This is a genomic window from Streptomyces sp. NPDC126503 (genome assembly GCF_040302405.1).
GTDB lineage: Bacteria > Actinomycetota > Actinomycetes > Streptomycetales > Streptomycetaceae > Streptomyces > Streptomyces gulbargensis.
The window spans coordinates 94,602-115,788 of record NZ_JBEORS010000019.1 but is presented as its reverse complement, the minus strand read 5'-3'; the positions used below and the strand labels follow the sequence as shown (position 1 = coordinate 115,788).

Below are 21,187 nucleotides of genomic sequence, written 5' to 3'. Positions count from 1 at the left end.
GCTCAGTCTCCTTGTGAAGTGGTGCTGTCCGGCCCGAGACCCCGCAGGCGGGCGTCCTCGCTCGTGCCCTGCAGCCGCAGGGTCTCCTCGAGCTCGGCGCTGCCCGGGCCGGTGAAGCGGAACCAGCCGTGACGGGCCTCGAGGTCGCAGCCGCGCAGCTTCTTCGCCTCGTAGGCGGCGAGGCCGTACCAGACCTCGCGCACGCCGTGGGCCAGCGCCCAGCGGATCGTCTCGTGGTAGGTCAGGGCGAAGTAGACGCCCCTGGCACGGTCGTCGTCGAAGCCGGCCGTGCGCCCGTACAGGGCGTCGCCCGCCCGCAGGTAGAGGACGAACCCGAGGGTCTCGCCGTCCCGTTCGGCGCTCAGGACCAGGCAGCTGTCGCCGACGGTCTCCCGGAGGGCGTCGAAGTCCCGCTGGACGCGCGGCCGCCCGCCGGGCAGCCCGTACTTGGCGCGCAGCGCGACCTGGAGGTCGACGACCGAGTCGGACAGCGCCTCGGGACCCTCGCGGATCACGGTGCGGAAACCGGCCGCCGCGTACTCCTCCAGCTCGCGGTGGGCGCGGCGGCGCTTGCGGCTGGCCAGGCCCGCGAGGTACGCCTCCCAGTCGGGGGCCTCGAGCCGCAGGACGGACTCGGCGCCCAGGACGGCCGGGACGTGGCCGCGGGCCTCGGCCGCCGGTCCGAGGACGGCGGCCTGCTCGTCGGTGGCGTACAGCAGGGAGCTGCTGCGGCATCCGAGCAGCCCGGCGGCCTCGTCCAGGAGCCGGGGCAGCTCCGCCAGGACGCGCGCCCGGCCGGCCTCGTCGCGGCCGGTGGCGTGGACGATGCCGTGGTGCGAGCCGAACACGGCCAGCGTGACGGAGGGGTACTGGCCGCGGCGGGCGTCGTCCAGCCGCCCGGACAGTTCCTCCCAGCGCGTCCGCCGTTCCGGGTCCAGCAGCTCCGGGGCGCCGAAGGCGTTGGTCTCCCCGGTCATCCTCGGGGTGTCGTAGAACAGCAGCCCGCCGCCGTCCCGGGTGACCAGGAGGGGGGCGAGGGCGACGAGGTCGCCGCCCTCGCGCACGGCGAGGTAGCGCACCTCGTGCAGGTCGGTGCGCTCGGTGAACCGCCACCAGCGGTCGTCCTCCCAGACCACCGCGGGCGCGGCGAGGGCCGGGAACGCGGTGGCGGTGGGCCGCGCGTCCGGCCCGAGGACCTCGGCGGTCAGATCGCTCACCGGGCCGCCTCCGGGCCGGGCGCGCCGGGCGCGGGTACGGGAGTGGCCGACGGGCCGGCAGGGTCGCCCGGCAGACCGGCAGAGGTGGCCGACGGGCCGGCAGGGGCGGTCGACGGCTCCCAGCCGAAGCCCGCCTCCACCTCCGCGCCCGTCTTGTCGACCAGCGCGAGCAGTTCCCCGGCGTCGTCCGCCGTCACGAGCCAGGTCGCGATGAAGTCACCGGACTTGCGGCCCTCGTACCGGGCGCCGCCCCAGTCCTCGCCGAGCCGCGCGAGGACGGTGAAGTCCCGCGTACCGGCGGGCGCCCGGTCGGGCAGGCGGACGATCCGGCCGTCGCGCGGCGGCAGGCCGTAGTTGGCGACGAGCGGCGCGGCGGCGGCGTGCGCCCGTACGGCGTCCAGGTCCACCGGGAGCCCGCACTCGATCCGCGCCCACAGGTGCCGGGGGTCGAGCCCGAGGACCGCCTCCAGCATGGCCGGGATCGGGGTGCCGCCCACCCGGCCGGCGATCTCGCACAGGACGATCTCCCCGGCGTCCGTCACGAAGAACTCGGCGTGCACGAACAGCGCGGGCGCCGCCGGCAGCGCGCCCACCAGCCGCCAGGTCTCCGTCACCAGCCGCTCGTGCAGCGGGTCGTCGGCGGGCAGCGTCCAGCTGCCGTTGCCGGAGTCGGTCCAGTGCGACAGGCAGCCGCCGTCGGTGTAGACGGACGGCACGCAGACCACCGGCTCCCCGCCGACGTGCAGCGCGTCCACGTGGCACATGCGGCCCTCGACGAACCCCTCGACCTCGTGACCGCCGCCGGCGACCCGGTCGGCCACCTCCGCGATCTGCGCCGGGTCGTGGAGCACCGCGACGCCCGTCGAACCGGAACCGCCCCGCGGCTTGACCACGACCGGGCCCGGGTGGGCCGCCATGAAGTCCGCGACGTCGGCCGCCGAGGCGACCGCCGCGAACGGCGGCACCGGTACGCCGCCGGCCGCCGCCCGTTCCTTCATCAGGACCTTGTCGCGGTAGGCGCGGGCGCTCTCCGGCAGCTGGCCGGGCAGGCCGAGTTCGGCGCGGAGGGCGGCGGCCCGTTCGACGTCCACCTCGGCGAGGGCCAGCACCCGCGTGACGCCGTACCGTTCGGCGGTCCGCCGGGCCGCCGCGAGGACGGCTTCGTCGTCGGTGTAGTCGGCGACCCGTTCGACGTGCGCGAAGCCGGGCCCGGGGGCCACGCCCTCGGCGGTGACGGCGAGCAGCCGGCCCGCCTCCTCCCGCAGCCACTCGGCGAAGGGCAGGCCCGCGTTGCGCGGGCTGAGCAGGACGAGGATCACGCCGACACCTCCGGCCAGGCCACGCCCTGCTCGGCGGCGAGCGCCGCGAAGGCCCGCGTGGTGTGCGGGTCGAGCGGGATGCCCCGCTCCGCCCGCTCGGCGGCCACGCGCCGCTGCGGGTCGCCCGGCACCTGCACGGGCTGTTCGGCGTCGGCCCCGGCCGGGGCGCCGCGCGTGGTGTCGAGCAGGCCGGTGAGCCCCTCCGCGAACTCCGTGACGCCCGCGAAGGCGGCCGGGTCCAGACACACCACCAGGTGGCCGATGCCCCGGCTCCGGCCCGGCGTGGAAGCGCCGATGTGCTCCAGCTCCCAGTCCCCCGGCGAACCGGTCAGCACCGCGCCGAGCAGGGTGGCCACCATGGCCAGGCCCTGCCCCTTGTAGCCGCCGAGCGGCGAGAGCGCGTACGCCTGTTCCGGGTCGGTGGCCGGCCGGCCCTCGGTGTCGGTGGCCCAGCCGGCGTCCAGCGCCGTGCCGTGCTTGCGGCGCTCCTTGATCTCTCCGAAGCAGACCTGGCTCGTCGCCATGTCGAGGGCGAACTCGTCGTCCTCGACGGCGGCGGCGAAGCTCAGCGGATTGGTGCCGAACAGCGGCTCGGTCCCGGAGAAGGGGGCCACCCGTGAGGCGGCGGAGGTGGTCACGATGCCGACCAGGCCCTGCCGGGAGAGGTGCCGGCTGTAGACGGAGGCCGCCCCGAAGTGGTTGGAGTTGCGGACGCCGACCGCGGCCACGCCGTGGATACGGGCCCGCTCGGCGGCGATCCGGGCGGCGGCGAGGCCGGCCACCACGCCCAGCGCCCCGTCGGCGTCGAGCATGACGGCCGCGCCGCTGTCCCGCAGCGTCCGGATCGCGGGCCGGGCGGTGGCGATCCCGTCGGCCAGCTCGTCCAGGTACTGCGGCAGCAGGCGCAGGCCGTGGGTGTCGATCCCCCGCAGCGAGGTCTCGGTCAGGGCCTCCGCCACGTCCCGCGCGTCCCCGGGCGCGAGCCCCGCCCGGGTCAGGGCGGTCTCGGCCAGGGTGACGGCGGTGGCGGCGGGGAGCAAGGGGGCGGGCTCGGGGGGCGTGACGTCCCCGGCGGCCGGGGTGGGCCGCACGTCGTGCACGTGGGTCATGCGGGTTCGTTCGCCTTCCAGACCATGAGGGGGGACGGGTCGTCGCCGTCCGGGAGGGGGCCGCCGCCGGCGCTGTGACGGCCGGCACCGGAGGGTCCGCCGTGCGCGGCGCCGTCGCGGACCTGGCCGCCGGACCCGGCGAGGGGGCGGAAACCGGCCGCGCGGCAGGCCTCCCGTACGCCCTCGTCGTCCGTCCGCAGCCAGACCGTGTCGGCGCCGTCCGCGACCGCGCGGGTGACGGCGCCGCGGAGCAGGGCCACCCGTTCCTCCGGGGTCACCGCTTCCGTACCCGGCGCGGCCGTCCCGTCCAGCTGGCGGAAGGTGTCCGCCGGCGCGTGCCCGGGCAGGGGCCGGCGCCGGACCCGTACGGAGGCCAGAGCCACACCGTCGCGGTGGACGGACAGTTCCTCGGCGTCCCAGCCGGCCTGGCCGGCCCGGCCGGCCGCCGTGGGGCGGACCGTGAACGCCGGCCCGTCGTACACGGGCTCGAAACCGGTGCCGGGAGCGTCGGGCAGCGTGAGGGCGCCCTCGGCGTCGAGCAGTACACCGGTGCCGGTGTCCACGGCGAGGAGCGCGATGCTGTCGGCGTCCAGGTGGTCGACGAAGGGACCCAGGTGCGCCGTGGCGGACACGCCCGCGCTGGACTCCGGCATGCAGCCGAGCATCGTGCCGAGCCCGGCGGCCCGCGCCGCGCGCAGCATCCGCAGGGCCGGGGTGATGCCGCCGGCCTTCATCAGCTTCAGGTTCACGCCGTGGAAGGCCTCGGCGCAGGCGTCGAGGTCCTGCGGCCCGGTGATGCTCTCGTCCGCGTACACCGGGACCGGGGAGATCTTCTTGAGCTCCCTGGCCTCCGCCCACGCCTCGCGCGGGAAGGGCTGCTCCAGCAGCGTCACGCCGAGTTCCGCCATCGCGTCCAGCGCCGCGGCCGTCGCGGCGGGTTCCCAGCCGCAGTTGCCGTCGACGTAGAACGGCGCGTCGGTGTGCTCGCGCAGCGCCCGGAGGATGTGCAGGTCGCCGGGCGCGGCCAGCTTGACCTTGTACGCGGGCCAGCCGGGCCGCTCCAGGAGCTTGCGCACCATGACGTCCGGCTCGTCCAGGCCGATGCTGTAGCTGGAACGCAGCGCGCCCGGCCCGTCCGTACCCCCGCCCGCCGGCCCCTGCCCGGCCGCGCCGAGGCGCCGCCACAGCGGTACGCCCGCGAGGCGCGCCGCCAGGTCGTGCGCGGCCACGTCGAGCGCGGCCAGCGCGAACGGCGAACCGGACAGCAGCGGAGCCAGTACCTCCCACGCCCCCTCGGGGTCGTCGGCCGGCAGCTCGCGCAGCGTCCCCGCGACCGACCGCAGCGAGGCGTGCAGGGCGTCGAGCGAGGAGTTGTAGCGGTCGGTCATGAAGGCCGAGGCCTCGCCGAAACCGGACCGTCCGCCCGCCGACAGCTCGACCAGCACACCGGGTTGTACGGGGATCGCCTCGCGGGCACTGCGCCAGACGTCGTGGTCGGTGAGGCGGATCTCGTGGACGTGGAGCCTCACCACTGGTCACCCGCGTACGACGGCAGGGTGGTGCCGAAGGAGACCGGCTTCAGCTCGTCGTACCACTGGGCGTGCTCGTCGTACGCGGCGAAGAACGGCCGCCCCACCCACTCGGGCCGGCGCGCCTGGAGGAAGCTGAGGACGAACGCCCGCTCGCCCGCCACCTCGGTCGTGCCGTGCAGCATCACCTTGCCGGGCGCGGCCGACATGACCGGGCCGCGGGCGGTCCTGGCCAGCCCGGAGACGCCTCGTACGGCCTCGCGGTAGATGTCGAGGGCGCGGGCGAGGGGGATGCCGAAGTAGCTGCTGGCGCCGGTGTCCCGCTCCACGAACATGTAGTAGGGGATGACGCCCAGTTCGACCTGGAGCTGCCACATGCGCGACCAGGCGGCGGGGTCGTCGTTGACGTGCGCGACCAGCGGGGCCTGGGCCCGCACCTCGGCGCCGGTGGCGCGGATCCGGGCGATCGCCTCGCGCACCGCGTCCGTCTCCAGCTCGCGCGGGTGCGAGAAGTGCGCCATGAGGGCCACGTGCCGGCCGCGCGCCACGCACTCCTCGAACAGCCGCAGCAGGTCGTCCGCGTCGGGGCCGGTGGTGAACCGGGCCGGCCAGTACGACAGCGCCTTGGTGCCGAAGCGGAGGGTGCGCACCGTGTCGGTCCGCTCCAGGAGCGGCTCGACCCAGCGGCGTACCACCTCGGTCCGCATGATCATCGGGTCGCCGCCGGTGAACAGCACGTCGGTGACCTCGGGGTGGTGGGCCAGGTAGCCGGTGAGGTCGGCCGGGTCGCGCAGCGCCTGGCGCAGCTCCTCCTGGCTGACGAACTGGGCCCAGCGGAAGCAGTAACCGCAGTACGAGTGGCAGGTCTGCCCCTGGGAGGGGAAGACCAGCACCGTCTCGGCGTACTTGTGCTGGAGGCCGTCGAGCCGCCGCCCGTCGAGGGTCGGCACGTTCGCCTCGAGCTGGCCGCCCGGGTGCGGGTTCAGGTCCAGCTGGGCGGCGGTGGCGGCCGCGCGCAGCTCGGCGCGCGGCGCGCCCGCGTCCAGCAGCGCCGCCATCCGGTCGAAGACCGGGGCGGGCAGCATGTCCCGGTGCGGGAAGGTGAGCCGGAAGATCGGGTCGTCGGGCGCGGCCGACCAGTCGATCAGCTCGTCGGCCACGTATTCGTTGACCTTGAACGGCAGGACGCTGGAGACCACGCGCAGGTCGCGGACGTACTCGTCCGGCATGCCGCGGTCCCGGGCGAGCTGCGCGAGGCGTTCGTTCGCGTAGTGCTTCACGGGGTTCTCTCGATTCCGCTCAGCGCGCCACGTGGGACTTGGACCAGTCGAACTCCACGAGGTCCTGGACGCCCATCCGCTCGATGAGGGTGTGCAGGCCCGTGTAGTCGCGGACGAGCCGGCTGCGGCTCTGCTCGGCCTGGCAGTCGTGGAGCATGTCGTGGCCGCCCTCGACGCCGACCAGGTCCATGATCCGGTGCCAGGTCGTGTAGTCGGTGGCCACGAAGGCCTCCAGGCCCTCGAACAGCATGTCGCGGAAGAAGCGCTGCTTCTTCTCGTCCAGGCGGTCGTGGACGACCTCGGCGAGCACCGCGGAGATGGAGGCGTGGCAGTACTCGTCGCGGTTGTGGAGCTTGGCGGTGCTGCTGTTGATCGGCTGGATGTCCGGATCGTCGGCGAGCAGGTCCAGGTAGGCGTTGATGGAGATCTCCGACACCGTCGCGAAGGCGAGGGTGGTCAGCGACCGCTGCCAGCGCTCGTCCGCGCCGTCGCGCAGCCGCTGGTGCTCGCGCGCCGTGTGGGAGATCGGCAGCTCGTGGTCGGGCATCGGCCGGCCGCGCTTGCGGCGCGTCACCGCGCTGGCGTTGAGGTGCATCAGCGTGTGGTACTGCTCGTCGACCATCGCCTGGGCGAGGGAGATGTTGAGCGCCTCGTCCTGGAGCTCGGGGTACTCGCCCTCCATGACCAGGGCGAAGGCGGGGTTGGCCACCTTCTGCTCGGCCATGATGGTGTGCCGGTTGTACGCGATCCAGGCCCAGCTGAGCAGCTGGGACTTCTTCTCCGGGTCCAGCGCCTGGTAGGTGGGGTGGTCGCGGAAGGGCAGGATCCGCTCGGGGTAGTCCGGGCGGTCGAGCTCGAAGAGCTCGTCGAGGTCCGGCTCCTCCCGCTTGACGGTGGCGCGCCGGTGCCAGTTGCCGACGAGCCGGCGGATGACGGCACTCTCGATCTGGTTGTCGGGGTCGTGGCGGGGAACGCCCTCGGGCAGCCCCCGGAGCTCCTCCGGGAGTCCGGTGGGGAACTCCTCCTCCTGAGCTTCCTGAGCTTCCTGAACAGGCGCGTTCCGGACGTCAGTCATGCGTGGGCCTCACGTGATCGGTGTCTGTCACGGGGTGGCGGGGCCACCGGTGACGGGGTGACTGGTGACGGGCGCGCGGTTCAGCGCTGGGCGGCGATCCAGTAGCGGGTGAGGTGACGCCGCTTGTCCGTGTAGGCGGAACGGGCGTGCACCATGCGCTGGTTGTCCCAGATCAGGACGTGGTTCTCGGGGATGAGCACCGAGACGCGGTTCTCCCGGAAGAAGGCTTCGGCCTGTTCGGCGAGGTGGATGCCGAAGCTGCCGAGCGGCAGCTGCTCCGGGTCGACGGCGGCGTCGACCGGCGGGTCGTACTGGCCGGTGGTCAGCAGGTTGTAGCTGAAGCGCAGGATCTCCTGGCCGCTGTCGGTGACCTCGACGACGGGGCGGCGGACGCCCTCGGTGCCGACGCCTCCGGTGTTGTGGCCGACCCAGTCGACGGTCTGCTCGTAGAGGGCGGCCCGGTCGCGCTCGGACAGCGAGGCGACGAACGCCCGCATGTCGGCGAGCTCGGTGTGCCCGCTGCCGCAGGTGGCCTGCACGCGGCAGTGCAGCGCCAGATAGGTGGGCGGCGGGTTCCAGCCCGGCGCCTCGGTGTGCACCAGGATCGTGTTGACGCTCTTGGAGTACCGGCGCTGCTCGAACCCGGGAGCGGCCTTCACCTGGTACCGCAGCGAGCCGTCGTACTGCGGGACCAGCTCACCGAAGACACCGACCGCCGCGGCCGCCTCCTCGTCGGTGGTGATCCCCCCGAGCAGCGTGTACCCCTGCTCCGCAAGTTCCCGACTGTGAATATCAAGGGCCGTAGACATGAAGGACTCCCCCATCCTCAGTTGATACGGGCAAAGCGGCGATCGGGTCGCGATCGAGCCCCCGGCATGCCCCGGTGTGATCCTCTGGCAACAGCGAGTGGGCCGCAATGGGTCGTATTGTGAGATGACTCACGGAACCAGATGCTCCGGCCTGTTTCCCGACGTCACGCGTTTCCCCAGGTAAACCCGGCCTGAACGAAGCGACTTGATCCACTCCCCGAGCACCCTGTTTTCCGCCACGGCGTCCGATTGGCACGCCTCCCACCCCGAATAACGGCATCCGTCCCCCCTCCCCCCGATCCCCCGCCAGCCACCTCTCCGCCTCCCCATCCCGCTCCCCTCTCCTCACCCCACCTCCCCCTGAGCGATCGCAAATCCCCCCGAACCCCCGCCACCCCACCCCCGGCTTCCTCCCACCCCTCCGCCCCGATCCGCTACGCTGTTCCCGTCAGCGGCCAGGCCACACCGGACACCCCGGGAACCCACCCCGGTCACCCCGGCCCAGCCCCGCTGACACGAGCGCGCCTTCGTAGCTCAGGGGATAGAGCACCGCTCTCCTAAAGCGGGTGTCGCAGGTTCGAATCCTGCCGGGGGCACAGGGCAAAAGGCACTTCCGGAGTCTCCGGAAGTGCCTTTTGACATCTACGGCTGACATCAACGCCGACGGTCAGGGACGACCAGGCCGCCTCTTGAGCAGCCGGTCCATGTGACTGATGGCCTCGCGCTGGGTGTCCTGGACGACGTGCGTGTAGACGTCCATGGTGATGCTGATCTGACTGTGCCCGAGGATCTCCATCACGACGCGGGGAGCAACGCCGGCGGCCGTGAGCAGGGTCGCGCACCCGTGCCGGGCGTCGTGCAGCCGGATGACGCGGAGCCCGGCGGAGGCGGCGACGCGGGTGAAGGACCGGTAGACGTTCCGCGGCTCGACCGGGCTTCCTGTCCGCGTCGTGAAGACGTAGTCACTCCCCTTCCACTGCTCCCCCGCCTTGGCCCGCTGATCGTTCTGCCGCATCCGGTGCCAACGGAGAGGGGCGATGCACATGGCGGGCAGCGGTACGACACGCCGGCGGCGCCCCTTGGGATCGTCGTCGTACAGGACACCCCGGCGCCGCTGGATCTGCTGGCGGACGTAGAGGACGCGACGGTCCAGGTCCACGTCCGCCCAACGGAGGCCGATCAGCTCGCCCCGGCGCAGCCCCATGGCAATGGCGAGGACGAAGGCGGCGTACAGCGGGTCCCGGCGGGCGGCGGCGAGGAAGTCGAGCGTCTCGTCCAGGGACCAGGGGCTCAGCTCCCGCGCCTTCGACCGGGGCGGCTCGACGAGGGTGGCCACGTTGCGCGTGATCAGCTCCTCGCGGCAGGCGGCGGTGAGAGCGGTCCGCAGGACGCGGTGGGACTCCTTGGCGGTGGCGGCGGTGGTCTTCTTCTCCAGCTGGACGAGGAAGCGCCGGACATCGGCGACGCTCAGGGACTCCAGACGCTTGGAACCGATCAGCGGGACGAGGTACAGCCGAGTGTGCGTCTCGTACTTGTCGTACGTACTGAGCTTGCGGCGCGGCTGGACGACGTTGTCCAGCCAGTACGGGAGCCACTCGGAGAGCTTCGCCGAACGGGTCGGCACAGGGATGCCGTTGTCGGCCTTGTCGAGGAGTTCGCGACGCTTGACGTCGCACTCGGCCCAGGTCTTGCCGTAGGCGAACTTCCGGGCGCGTGTGCCGTCCGGCTGAAGTACGTAGACCGCAGCCTGGAAACGGCCGTCCTTGCGCTGGGTGATGGTGCCGGCGCCGTTGGGGTTGCGCTTGCGCTGGGTGGCCATCAGGCGGCCTCGCCGATCTCGTAGGAGATGAAGTCGCGTACGGCGTCGACCGGGATACGGCGGGCACGGCCGACGGTGATCGAGCTGAGACGGCGCGAGCGGATGAGGTCGTAGACGGTGGAGCGTCCGAGCTTGAGCCGCGCCATGGCCTCGGGCACGGTCAGCAGTTCGTCGTTGGTGACGGTGGCGGTGGCGGTGGTCATGCTGCGGCTCCTTCCAGGGCGAGCTGGTCGTGTAGGGCTTCGCGCGCGGTTTGGCGGTTGAGTTGGATGTCGCGGGCGATCGTGGCGGCGAGGGCGGCCTCGCCGGGGGTGTGGCCGTGACCCGCGTACTGCCAGGAGGCGAGGACAAGCACGGTGTCCGGGTCGGAGTTCTGGGCGTCGTACTCCTGCGCGGCGCGGTAGTCGGCGCGGACCTGGCGGAGGGCTCCGAGGGTGGTCGAGTAGCGGCGCGATTTGGTGGAGAAGTGGCCGCGGAAGCCGAGCATGTGGGCCCAGGCAGCGAGCTTGCGGTCCGGGTAGAGCGGGGCGAGGTCGAGGCAGGCCTCGATGAGGCGGCGGGGGTGGTCGGGCACGTCCAGGAGGTCGAGCACTTCGCGGTTGCCGATCCGGCGGTCGACTGCCCGTCGTCTCAGCAGCCTTGGTGGCGTACTTGGCGACGTAGGCTGCTACGGCCTGTTCGGTGATGTCGGAGCCGTCTCCGAACGCCTTGACCGGACGGATGTCGAGCTGGCGGCCCCACTGGAAGCGCCGGCACGGCTGGTCCCCGGCGGCCGGGACGGTGATCGTCGTGTACGCGTGGACGGCGGCGGCGCGGATCGCGTCGTCGAGTAACCGCACGCTGGCCCAGGACGGCGGGGCAGTGCCGGGACCGTCCGGACCGTCGAGGCGGATCACGGCGTGGAAGTGGGTCGCGCCGCGCTTCTGGAACTCGGCGACCTTCCCGTACGACACGCGCAGCACGTCCCTCAGCTCGCGTTGGGTGAGTCCGGCGCGTGCAGCGAGCTCGCGGCGCAAGCGGTTGGTGAAGCGCTGCCAGAGCTGTCCGGCATGGTTGTTGAAGAGGACGGACCCGGCGTAGTCGTACGACTCGGGGTCGAGCGCCGTACCCAGGGAGGGGTCGTTCTCCGGGTGGTGACTACCGCAGCGGCAGGCGCCACGGTCGGGGCGGTTGTGCACGGGCCCGAAGGACGGGGCCGTGAGGGTGGCGAACACCCGGGGGTGTTCGCGGACGGTCGCGGGGATTTTCTTGGACTCGTCGCCGGCCAGACCCGCGCGGATCAGGTGGTACGTGTCCCCGGAGTACGTGTGGGCGCACGAGGGGCAGCGGGACGCGCGTCGATTTCCGCAGGCGACGCGGAGGCGACCGCTGGGCTCGGCCTCCGTGGAGTATCGGCGGAGGGTCTCGCCGGACGTGCGGTCCTTAGCGAGGGACCATCCGGTCAAGTGGATGGGATCGGAGCAGCCGTCGGTGCGGTGCACCTGGTCTCGCCAGCGGTCAAAGTCGGGGGCAGCGGCGACTCAGAGAACGTCGTGGAGGGTGGCCGGGTCCAGGCCCGCCGCGGTGGCGGCGGTGCGCTGATCCATGCTGGAAGTTCCTTCCGGTTGAAAGATCGGCGAGGGGTACGGCTCCCGGGCGGCGGATGCTTGGCGGTATCGAGGCCGCCCGGGGCCGGTCAGCGGCGCTTGGTCGAGGACGCGATCAGCGAACGGGCCACGACGGCGCAGACCGCGACCGATGCGGCGGTGACGGCGGTCGCGAGGAGCATCGACACCAGAACGGTGCCGACGACCAGGACGGCAGCGGTGCCGGCGCCTATGACGGCGAGCGCGGTGCCGGGGGTGATCTGGACGGTGGCTCGGGCCGGAATGGCCCGGGGCGACCGGGGGCGGGTGCTGCACGGGCTGGATCGCGGTCGGGTGGACGACGGCGGGCGGGTGAACGACGCCGGCCGGCAGCGGCATGGTCGGGATCTTGGGTCGGAGCATGGGGTGGTTCTCCCTTCCGGGTCAGGTCACTTGGAGATCGCGGTATCGATGACGGGGGCCAGCAGGCTGTCGGCGAGGAGGAAGCCGCCCAGGAGGAGCACGGCGACGAGCCACCACGGGGGGCGAATCAGCTTGATGCCGAGGGCGCCGACGACAATCAGGGCGACCCGCCTCCTGGAGCAATGGAGGAGTCAGGTCGACGGGCTGAGAGGCGCAGGCGGCACCGCCTACCTGCCCTACGAGTTCTCCGACGAGTGCACGGGCTGGCTACGCGTCTCGTCCGCAGAGGGGCACAACGCCGAGGTGCAGGCTGGATGGACCATGGTGTCAGGCTGGAGCTTCACGCCCTCCGACTACCTTGAAACAGCTCAGCAGATCGCGGACTTCGAGCCCGAGGCGAACGCCAGGATCGAGTGCTTCTTGGACGACCTGTCCCAGCGCATCACCACGAACGCCGAGACCCTCACCGCCTCCAGGCAGTAGCGCGGTAAGAGTTTCCCTACTTCATCAAGGCACCCGCCGCGCACGGCGCGGCGCGTGCGGCCCGTCGCCCGGGCCGCCGCTCCTGTCTCCGCCCCGCTCCGGCCCAGCCGCCGGCCGCCCGCCTGGCGGCTCGGGTTGATGGGTGGTGAACCCCGCTGTGGCTGGGGCGGCCGGCTCCACGGCTTTAGGCAGCCACTTTGGGGCGAGCCTCTAAGATCACGGCCCCAACGTCGTGCTTTACCGGGCAGGTCCACAGACTGCCCGACGCGCGGAAGCTTAAGGGGCCATGATCACTCGCCCCGAAGCAGCTCCAGCCCAAAGCCGCTCCACCGACCTGGTGCTCAGCCTCCCCGACGCGGGCAGTCCCCCACGATCCGACGTCTTGCCGCAAAGAGGACGTCTTTCGTCGCCCACCATGACAAACTGCCCCATCGGAAACGCAAGTTATCCGCTTACTCACCCTTCTCTGAGTCACGGCTACGCCACGTACGACCGCGGACGGACTCAGGTGTACGTCAGGAGCGATCGTGAGCGTAGGGCAGCCAGCACAGCCTCAGCAGCACACGCGGCCACCCGCCGTCACCAAGGTTGAAGTCAAGAACTTTCGCCTTCTACGGAACGTGAGCGTCACCTTCGATGAAGACGTAACTGTATGCGTGGGTAGGAACAATACAGGAAAAACTTCCCTCGCCGAGATACTCAGCAGGTTCTTGCGCCCAGGTGAAATCACCCTACGGCTAGAGGATTTCTCAACAGACTCATACGTAGAATTTGCCGAAGCGTACCGAAAGTTCTCCGCAGGCGACGAGGCCGGGGCCAGGGAGCTGCTACCCGAAATTTCGACAAAGGTCTTCCTTTCTTACGACAGCGGTTCGGGCGAATATGGGAACCTAGGGCCACTCATCGTCGACCTTGACCCGGAGTGCGCTCAAGCCATCGTCACCATCCGCTATGCGCTCAAGCCTGGAGCGATGAAGGATTTCTATCGGGATGCGCCCACGACGCTGTCCGGAGAATGGGGCGAGCCCTTTCTGCTATCCCTCATTGGCCCACGAATTCCGCACCTTTACGAGCGCACAGCGATTGCCGTCGATCCGACCGACGCGACCAATTTTCGCGACATTTCGATGACGGACGTCGCCAGGGCCATCAAGGTCGATTTCGTAAAGGCACAGCGAGGTCTAGACGACGAAAAGGATCGCCCTAAGGACCAGATCGGCAAGATTCTTGAGTCGCTGTTTATGGTAGCCGCCAAGGCCGATGATGGTTCCATCCTTAAGGACTTCGCCGATAGCACCGAAAACGCCTTGGAGGAAATCGTCGAGAAGCTGAACGCCCACTTGCAGGAGATGTATAGCAAGATGGCCCCGACCGTTTCAGATTTTGGGTACCCAGGCCTGGGGAACCGGAACTTTTCGACGAGGACCACGCTGGATTCCAAGCGACTTCTATCGAACTTCACCAGCATCAAGTATCCGGGGTCGGCAGGCGTGGAGCTTCCCGAGTCTTACAGCGGGCTTGGGTCGCGAAACCTCTTGCTTATTCTCCTGACACTTTTCAGCTACTATCGGGAGTATTCGGCTCGGGGAAGTAGGTCGTCCGTACACTTGGTATTCATCGAGGAACCTGAGGCGCACCTCCATCCTCAGATGCAAGAAATATTCATTCACCAACTGGGAGTCTTCAAGAAGAAGTTCCCTGTCGCAGACGGTGAAGAGCAGAGCTGGAACGCGCAATTCCTCGTAACGACTCACTCTGCGCACATCGCCAACCGAGCCGGCTTCCCCGCCATCAGGTACTTTCGCCTAAATGAGAGTGACGACTCTCATGAGGCAAACAGCTCATCAGTCCTCAATCTAGCTGAGGCACCGGGAGTAGACAAGGATTTCCTGCACAAATACCTAACCCTTACTCGCGCTGACCTCTTTTTTGCTGACAAGGCGATCCTCATCGAGGGAACGACCGAGCGCATCTTCATTCCTGCTGCGATTGCCGAATTCGACGAGATCAGGCAGAAGAAAGGTGGCCCTAACCTTTCGAGTCAATACGTGAGCATCATGGAGGTAGGCGGCGCACACGCACACATCTTCTACCCGTTCCTTGACTTCCTCGGTTTGCAGACACTCGTCATTACCGACATGGATCCGGCGAAAGCAGGGTCTAGCTCACAGCGCCTCGAAGCTTGCTGTTTTCACGAGGGAACGGCGACAACTAACGAGGCCATTAAGAAGTGGTTCGGCGAGGCCAAACTATCGCCATCCGACCTATTGAAGAATGCCGAGCACGGCGTTCCAGTCATCGGCATGCGCGGCCTTGCCTATCAGATCCCCGAGACGACCATCGACGGCCCATGTGGGCGCACGTTCGAAGACGCGTTCATTCTTGCTAACCCTGCAAAGTTCGGCCTGAGTAACGGCGAAACGAAACCCACTTCGCAGAGCGAACTGGACGCCCGCGAAGAGGCCAAGAAGTATAAGAAGAGTGACTTTGCTCTGACCTTCGCCATCGAGCAGCAAGATTGGAAAATTCCACGCTATATCGAGCGTGGTCTCGAATGGCTACTCGATCAAGCACCATCAGCGGAATACGACGAGGCGACATCTACGGTCACTGAGGATCCTTCGGGTGGCCAGGTGGCGGTCCGATGAGCCAGACGGGTGCCGACGTCACGACCGCCGAAGAGGAGAGCAAGGAAGCACTGCACAGCATCCTTGCGGCGCTCAGTGACGGGCGCAATTTCAAGATGGAGGCCGGAGCGGGAGCGGGGAAAACCCATTCCCTAATCGACACCCTTCAACACATTCTGCAAAGTCGTCTTAAGCACCTTCCGCGCGAGGGGCAGCGCGTAGCCTGCATTACGTACACGAACGTCGCTCGGAATGAGATTATCCGTCGCACCGATGGCAGCCCTCACATCTTCGCCGAGACCATTCACGGCTTCCTATGGGAAGTAATCTCTCCTTTCAGGAAGTCCCTGCTGCGTGAAATACCTAACTTGTCCGGCTGGGATAAAATCCTGGAAGGCCAGACTTCGCTGGACGAGTGCAGCATCTCCTACGATCTCGGGTTCCGCGGCATCCATGAGAACACCGTGCGGTTGCACCATGATGACATCCCCGCACTGGCTATCCGGCTCTTCGTTAATCAGAAGTTTCGGAACCTAGTATCCGACCGGTTCCCAATCATCCTTGTCGACGAATACCAGGACACTCCCCTGGGATTGGCTGAGGCTATGATTGGAGACAATTCAGCCTCACTGTCGGGATCGTCCTACGGATTTTTTGGTGACCATTGGCAGCAGATTTACGACAAGACCTGCGGGTCTATTGATCATCTACCGGTAACGTTGATCCAGAAGCGCGCGAACTGGCGATCGAGCCAAACCGTCGTCGACGTCCTCAACAGCATGCGCCCCGAATTGCCTCAAGCTGCGGTGAGCGATGCCAACCTTGGATCCGTAACCGTATATCACACAAACAACTGGGCGGGGTCGCGGGGAACCCACTCGAAGAAGGGTCAGATCCCGGATGACGTCCTTAAGGAAACCCTTCGATGGGTTACAGAGGATGCGCCGCGCCGGCAGGAGAGTTGGGATACGGATAGGCAGCCTAAGGTACTGATGCTGACCCACTCCTCTATCGCCTCTGAGCTGGGATTCGTCAATATCGACCGATCTTTTAGCCGCAACGAGGATTTCGTTCGGAAGAACGATGAAGTCGTAGCGTTCCTGTTGGATGTTGTCGAGCCCTGCTGCGACTATTTCAATAACAAACAATACGGCCCGATGTTCGACCTCCTAAAGCGCTCTAGGCCGCGCATGGCGAGGCGCAGCGATAAGACCGGTTGGACGGATCTCTTCAAAGCGATCAATCTGGCCAGAAAAACGGGAACTGTCGGAGACGTCCTGGATATCCTCTTGGACCAGAAATACTTCGCACTCCCGCAAGTAATTTCCAACAGACATCGCCGGTGGGAGCATGCTCTAAGGGACCTGAAGGATGGTCAGGAAATTACCGAGCCTCGCCGCCTGGTGAACTACGGAAAGTTCAGAGGCGTCAGCTACCGCGAGGTACTCGCGCTGCGTGACTATGTTGAAGAAAACACGCCGTTTTCAACCCAGCATGGCGTCAAGGGAGCTGAGTATCCGCGCGTCCTAGCCGTTTTTGGTGGTGGCTGGACCCAGTATAACTTTCCGGAGATGCTGGTGAATTACCCTCAGCGTGATTCATTGAGTGAGCAGAGTAGGAAGCGTTTCGAAAGATCGCGCAATCTGTTCTACGTAGCATGCTCACGCGCTCAGAAAGACCTGGTCCTCCTGTTCACAACTGAGCTTTCCAGCAGTGCTCTTGAGACACTCAAGACGTGGGTAGGTGAAGCGAATATTGTGGATGTTCACTACTCACCAGAGGGAACCCCTATCAACTCAACGTGAGGTCTCCCCCTCTCTGAGTACGGCAAACAGTCCTCGCAAAACAGGAACGCGTCAGGCTGTACAACCAGCCCCCTGCGACCGACCGTGACCGACTGAAACTCCAGAGTCTCGGAAGGAGAGTCCATGGGAGGCAGAGGGTGCGCGTACGCTCCCGTCATGACAGCTGACGCATGCACAACGAGCGGCTCGACGAGCGGCTGTCCGATGAGGAGCTGGAGCTGTTCGTCCAGTACCTACACCGGTTCGCGAACCACGACGTGGACATCTTCCTGAACCTGGAAGCCGGGGACCCCGAGCACCCCGTGTACTGGACGTTCGGCAGGGACTATCCCCCGGTCGGGGACGCCTCGGACTATCGGCGACCGTTCGCGCACCGGCGGCCGCCGACATCCACAACTGACATCAACGACGGTGGATGACAGCAGTCCTCCACGGCTCCTCGCGGCGTCCGCTAGCAGCAGTCCAGCTCCGGCAGAACCCGCCCGATCGAACTCCTGAAGCGGGTGTCGCAGGTTCGAATCCTGCCGGGGGCACAGGGCAGAAGGGCACTTCCGGATTTTCCGGAGGTGCCCTTCGTCGTGGCTGCCCGACCGCAACCACCCGTCAGCGAGGGCGCGGTCACCGGTCGAGGAGCGCGTCCGCGATCGTGACGGAGGGCGGGGTGAGAGCCGTTGCGCCGTCCTCGATGTCCCACAGGGAGTTCTGCAGGAGTCGGCCGAGGGTCCAGCCGGTCGCGCGGGCGCGGTCCAGGCCGAGGGTTTCGGTGAGGAGGTCGAAGCGGCGCCGGACGACGCGGAGGGCGTCGTGCTTCAGGACGACGTCGTCCCAGCGGCTTTCCAGGGCGGGCCAGAGGTCGAAGCCGGGGTCCCCGGCGAGCGGTTCGGGATCGATGGCGAGCCAGGGCTCGCGCCGCGCGGCAAGGACGTTGTCGTAGTGCAGGTCCCAGTGCAGCAGCCGGTCACCGGGCTCGCCGACGAGTTCGGCCAGCGCCGACGCCCAGGCGCGCAGGCGTCGCCGGTCCGCCGGGCCGGCCAGGGCCGCGACCGCCTGGGGGACCTGCGCCAGCATCTCGGCGGCGACGTCACCGAGGCCCCGCAGGCCCGGCGGTGCGGGCACGCGGACCAGCCGGGACTGAAGTTCGGCGAGGATGCCCATCGCCACGTCGTCGTCCTCGATCGAGGACAGCGTGCGGGAGGCGTCCAGCTTCTCCAGGAGCATGGTGCTGCTGTCGGGGTCGTGGTCGAGCAGCCGCACGATCCCCTCGCCGTTCCAGGTGCGCAGTCCGAGGAGGGCGGCGGTGGTCTCCTCGCGGGGCATCTGCAGCTTGAGGACCGCGCGGGTGCCGCGGGCACGGCGCACCGGCACCACCAGCGAGGCCTCCCCGGCCCCGACCGCGCCGTCCCGTCGCAGCTCCCAGCCGTCCAGGAACTCCGCCACCAGGGCCGGAAGCCCGGCCCGGCCTTCCTCCCCGAAGCTCCTGGCGTACGACTCCGCGAGGGAACGCGGGACCTCGTCCGTTCGTAACGTGCTCACCTCGTGTGCCCTTCCCCGGGAACCGCGCGTGTCCTGCCGCAACCTACCGGCGCACGGCAGGATGGCCCCATGGCCCCCACCGATCTCAGCCGACTGTCGTTGCCGCGTGCCTGCCGGGACGCTCTGGCCGGGCCCCGGGCGGAGCGGATCGACCAGCACACCGTTCCCGTGGCCGCCCACTGGTGGGACGTCGAGGTCGCTGCCGCGCGGCTGCCCGGGGTGCCCGTGGTCGGGTCGGGTGCGGGGGTGCTCAGTCGCGGGGACCTGTTCGAAGATGCCGCCACCCTGGACGCCGGCTCCGACGAGGAGCTGCTGCGGTTCCTGTGGCGGGTGCTCGCCTGGGGCAGTGGGATGAAGCTCCGGCTCAATCGCCGGCGCATCCATGCCGTGGCGGCTGACCCGGCCCCGGCCCTGGCCGCCCTGCGCCGGGCCCTCGGAGCCGCTCCCCACGATCCGGCGGAGGCGTACGAGGCGCTGCGCCCGCGGGGCCGTAGCGCCGTCCCGTCTCTGGGGCCGGCGTTCGCGACCAAGGTTCTGTACTTCGCCGGGGGCGGCGCCGTCGGGCACCCCTGCGCGATCCTCGACGCCCGGGTGGCCGCGACGCTCAGGGACACCTGCGGGTGGGACTCGCTCGGTGGGACCGTGTGGCCCGCCCGTACCTACGACCGGTACTGCGCGCTCCTGGGCCGCTGGGCCGGCGAGGAAGGCGAGCGGCTCGGGCGGCCCGTGGGCGTGGACGAGATCGAGCGCCGGCTGTTCGCGCCCTGAGGTCAGCGGAGTTCTTCCGGGCAGGTGGTGCCGCGGGGGAAGAGTTTGTAGGGGGCCGCCAGGCGGTAGACGCCCGGTTTCGGGGCGATCAGTTCGGTCCACTCGTCGCCCTCGCGGTCGGGTTCCGCCTTGAGGAGGCAGCCGTGTTCGTTGGCGAAGACCTTGGGGATTTCGGTGTCCGACTGTTCGCGGGCCAGTTTGGAGGCCTCGGTCTCCTGCGGGGGCTCGATCTTGCCGCCGTGCTCGTCGAGGAGGGCGAGCCAGGGCGAGTACGGGACGCGGATGAGGACGCGGCCGGGGTTGTCCACGCGGATCACGACCTCGTTCTGGGCGGCGCTCTCGACGCGGGCCGGCGGGTCGGCGAGGGGCGTCGGGTTCTCGACCTCGTACAGGCGCCAGTTCGCGTCGGACCAGACCTGCTTCAGGTAGGGCAGGCCCTCGCCGACGAGTTCCGCCTCCTGCTCGGCGCCCGAGTCGGGGGCGCCGGTCGGGAGGACGACGTAGTGGACGGCCCAGCGGGCGAGCCATTCGCGGTAGTTCCGGGCGTTGAGGGTGTCGTCGTAGAAGATCGGGTTGCGTTCCATGTCGGCCTGGCGGTTCCAGCCGCGGGCCAGGTTGATGTACGGGCTGAGCGCCGAGGACTCGCGGTGGCTGGAGGCCGGGACGACCTCGACCCGGGCCTTCCCCGCGTCCCGTACCTGCAGCTGGTTGATCAGCGGGGCCACCTCGAACGCCCAGGAGGCGTCCGGGGCCGTACGGACGACGTCGTCGACGCCCTTGAAGCCGATCCAGAAGTTCAGGCCGGCGAAGGCCAGGACGAGGGCGTACCAGCGGCGCGAACGCAGCTTCGTGTACGGGAGGGCCGCGAGCAGCACGACGCCCGCGAACAGCATCGGGAGACGCGAGATGTTCGAGCCGATCTGCGAGTCGATCAGCCAGGTCAGGAAGGTGCCGACGGTGTAGCAGGCCGCGGCCGTGCGGACCGTGCGCCAGTCGCGCGGGACCAGGAAGAGGACCAGGAGCCCGAAGATCAGGGGCAGCGCGGCCGAGCCGAAGGCCATGGGCTGCGTACCGGAGAAGGGGAAGAGCCAGGAGGAGACGGCGACGACGGCGACCGGGGCGAGGCCGAGGGCGTACGCGCCCGGGCGCCGTTTGTTGAGGAACAGCGCCGCCGCCGCGACCCCCAGGAAGAGGCCCGCGACCGGGCTGCAGGCGGTCGCGATCCCGGCGAGCGGGGCGGCGACGGCCGCCTTCGCCCAGCGCTTGCGGCGCCAGCGGTGCGGCCAGCAGAAGACGGCGGCGACCGCGCCGAGCGCGAACATCATGCCGAGGCCGAAGGTCACCCGCCCCGACAGCGCGTTGCAGAGGAACGCGAACACGCCCGCGATCGAGCACGCCATCGGATTGCGGACGGCCGGGACCCGCACCAGGATCAGCGCGGTCAGCGCCGCCGAGAGCGTGCCGGCGATCATCATCGTCGTCCGCACGCCGAGCAGCGACATCACGTACGGCGAGACCACGCTGTACGAGACCGGGTGCATCCCGCCGTACCAGGCGAGGTTGTACGCGGAGTCCGGGTGCCGTCCCACGAACTCCGCCCACGCGTCCTGCGCGGCGAGGTCGCCGCCGCTGTTCGCGAAGAAGAAGAACCACAGGACGTGGGTGAGGGCGGCGAGCCCGGTGGCCACCAGGACCGGGTAGCGACGCTTACGCCGTCGGGCGGGCACGGGCGCCTCCGAGGCCGTCCGCTGCGCGGGAAGAAGGATTCGCGGAGGGGAAGAGAACTCCGGCCCGGTGTGGGCGCGTGTCGGCTCGGCGGTGGTCAC

At 69.1% G+C, this 21,187-nt stretch carries 16 protein-coding genes, 1 tRNA gene and 2 pseudogenes; 6 read left to right on the top strand and 13 right to left on the bottom strand.

From position 1 onward, the window contains the following. Positions 1-2 precede the first annotated feature (2 nt). The 7 genes from ABTY40_RS23335 to ABTY40_RS23305 all read right to left on the bottom strand — a co-directional run bounded on the left by ABTY40_RS23335 (position 3) and on the right by ABTY40_RS23305 (position 8,338). On the bottom strand, positions 3-1,217 hold the full coding sequence (locus tag ABTY40_RS23335) for a GNAT family N-acetyltransferase (protein ID WP_352061300.1): 1,215 nt from the start codon (positions 1,215-1,217) through the stop codon (positions 3-5). Continuing rightward, on the bottom strand, positions 1,214-2,536 hold the full coding sequence (locus ABTY40_RS23330) for an ATP-grasp domain-containing protein (RefSeq protein WP_352061299.1): 1,323 nt from the start codon (positions 2,534-2,536) through the stop codon (positions 1,214-1,216). The genes ABTY40_RS23335 and ABTY40_RS23330 overlap by 4 nt, the downstream gene beginning before the upstream one ends. Beyond that, on the bottom strand, positions 2,533-3,645 hold the full coding sequence (locus ABTY40_RS23325) for an Ldh family oxidoreductase (protein ID WP_352061298.1): 1,113 nt from the start codon (positions 3,643-3,645) through the stop codon (positions 2,533-2,535). The genes ABTY40_RS23330 and ABTY40_RS23325 overlap by 4 nt, the downstream gene beginning before the upstream one ends. Further along, positions 3,642-5,174: a dipeptide epimerase gene (locus ABTY40_RS23320; protein WP_352061297.1), complete on the bottom strand. Its 1,533-nt coding sequence runs from the start codon at positions 5,172-5,174 to the stop codon at positions 3,642-3,644. The genes ABTY40_RS23325 and ABTY40_RS23320 overlap by 4 nt, the downstream gene beginning before the upstream one ends. After that, complete coding sequence (locus ABTY40_RS23315; RefSeq protein WP_352061296.1) at positions 5,171-6,454, bottom strand: KamA family radical SAM protein; 1,284 nt, start codon at positions 6,452-6,454, stop codon at positions 5,171-5,173. Before ABTY40_RS23315 ends, ABTY40_RS23320 begins: the two co-directional genes overlap by 4 nt. Positions 6,455-6,473: 19 nt before the next feature. Beyond that, positions 6,474-7,529 (bottom strand): AurF N-oxygenase family protein, encoded by a 1,056-nt coding sequence (locus ABTY40_RS23310; protein ID WP_352061295.1) that lies wholly within the window; start codon positions 7,527-7,529, stop codon positions 6,474-6,476. An 80-nt stretch (positions 7,530-7,609) separates the two neighbouring features. Continuing rightward, positions 7,610-8,338, bottom strand: coding sequence for a TauD/TfdA family dioxygenase (locus ABTY40_RS23305; protein ID WP_352061294.1), 729 nt, complete (start codon positions 8,336-8,338; stop codon positions 7,610-7,612). A 523-nt stretch (positions 8,339-8,861) separates the two neighbouring features. Between ABTY40_RS23305 and ABTY40_RS23300 the strand changes: the two genes are divergently transcribed. Further along, a tRNA-Arg gene (locus tag ABTY40_RS23300) sits at positions 8,862-8,934 on the top strand. A 71-nt stretch (positions 8,935-9,005) separates the two neighbouring features. Here the strand turns inward: ABTY40_RS23300 and ABTY40_RS23295 are convergent. The 4 genes and pseudogenes from ABTY40_RS23295 to ABTY40_RS23280 form a co-directional block, all read right to left on the bottom strand. Then, positions 9,006-10,157, bottom strand: a complete 1,152-nt coding sequence (locus tag ABTY40_RS23295; protein WP_352061293.1) for a tyrosine-type recombinase/integrase — start codon at positions 10,155-10,157, stop codon at positions 9,006-9,008. Further along, positions 10,157-10,360: a helix-turn-helix domain-containing protein gene (locus ABTY40_RS23290; RefSeq protein WP_352061292.1), complete on the bottom strand. Its 204-nt coding sequence runs from the start codon at positions 10,358-10,360 to the stop codon at positions 10,157-10,159. The genes ABTY40_RS23295 and ABTY40_RS23290 overlap by 1 nt, the downstream gene beginning before the upstream one ends. Then, positions 10,357-11,743, bottom strand: a pseudogene (gene repSA / locus ABTY40_RS23285) (replication initiator protein RepSA). The gene ABTY40_RS23290 and the pseudogene repSA overlap by 4 nt, the downstream one beginning before the upstream one ends. Before the next feature lie 89 nt (positions 11,744-11,832). Then, a pseudogene (locus ABTY40_RS23280) lies at positions 11,833-12,145 on the bottom strand (SpdD-like protein). A 30-nt stretch (positions 12,146-12,175) separates the two neighbouring features. Between ABTY40_RS23280 and ABTY40_RS23275 the strand changes: the two are divergent. The 4 genes from ABTY40_RS23275 (at position 12,176) to ABTY40_RS23260 (ending at position 17,479) form a co-directional block, all read left to right on the top strand. Further along, positions 12,176-12,628 (top strand): hypothetical protein, encoded by a 453-nt coding sequence (locus ABTY40_RS23275; RefSeq protein WP_352061291.1) that lies wholly within the window; start codon positions 12,176-12,178, stop codon positions 12,626-12,628. A 527-nt stretch (positions 12,629-13,155) separates the two neighbouring features. Continuing rightward, positions 13,156-15,276 carry an ATP-dependent nuclease gene (locus ABTY40_RS23270; protein ID WP_352061290.1) on the top strand — a complete coding sequence of 707 codons (2,121 nt, stop codon included), beginning with the start codon at positions 13,156-13,158 and terminating at the stop codon, positions 15,274-15,276. Then, the gene (locus tag ABTY40_RS23265) at positions 15,273-17,060 is read left to right on the top strand and encodes a UvrD-helicase domain-containing protein (protein ID WP_352061289.1); all 1,788 of its coding nucleotides are present in this window, start codon (positions 15,273-15,275) and stop codon (positions 17,058-17,060) included. The genes ABTY40_RS23270 and ABTY40_RS23265 overlap by 4 nt, the downstream gene beginning before the upstream one ends. Before the next feature lie 170 nt (positions 17,061-17,230). After that, positions 17,231-17,479, top strand: coding sequence for a hypothetical protein (locus ABTY40_RS23260; protein ID WP_352061288.1), 249 nt, complete (start codon positions 17,231-17,233; stop codon positions 17,477-17,479). A gap of 199 nt (positions 17,480-17,678) precedes the next feature. On the opposite strand, the gene ABTY40_RS23255 is transcribed toward ABTY40_RS23260, so the two are convergent. After that, entirely contained in the window at positions 17,679-18,593 is a 915-nt protein-coding gene (locus ABTY40_RS23255; RefSeq protein ID WP_352061287.1) for an aminoglycoside phosphotransferase family protein, read from the bottom strand. 69 nt (positions 18,594-18,662) lie between these two features. Between ABTY40_RS23255 and ABTY40_RS23250 the strand changes: the two genes are divergently transcribed. Beyond that, positions 18,663-19,361: an 8-oxoguanine DNA glycosylase OGG fold protein gene (locus tag ABTY40_RS23250; RefSeq protein WP_352061286.1), complete on the top strand. Its 699-nt coding sequence runs from the start codon at positions 18,663-18,665 to the stop codon at positions 19,359-19,361. Between the two features lie 2 nt (positions 19,362-19,363). Here ABTY40_RS23250 and ABTY40_RS23245 read toward each other — a convergent pair whose 3' ends face one another. Then, on the bottom strand, positions 19,364-21,187 hold the full coding sequence (locus ABTY40_RS23245) for a DUF8823 domain-containing protein (protein WP_502990647.1): 1,824 nt from the start codon (positions 21,185-21,187) through the stop codon (positions 19,364-19,366).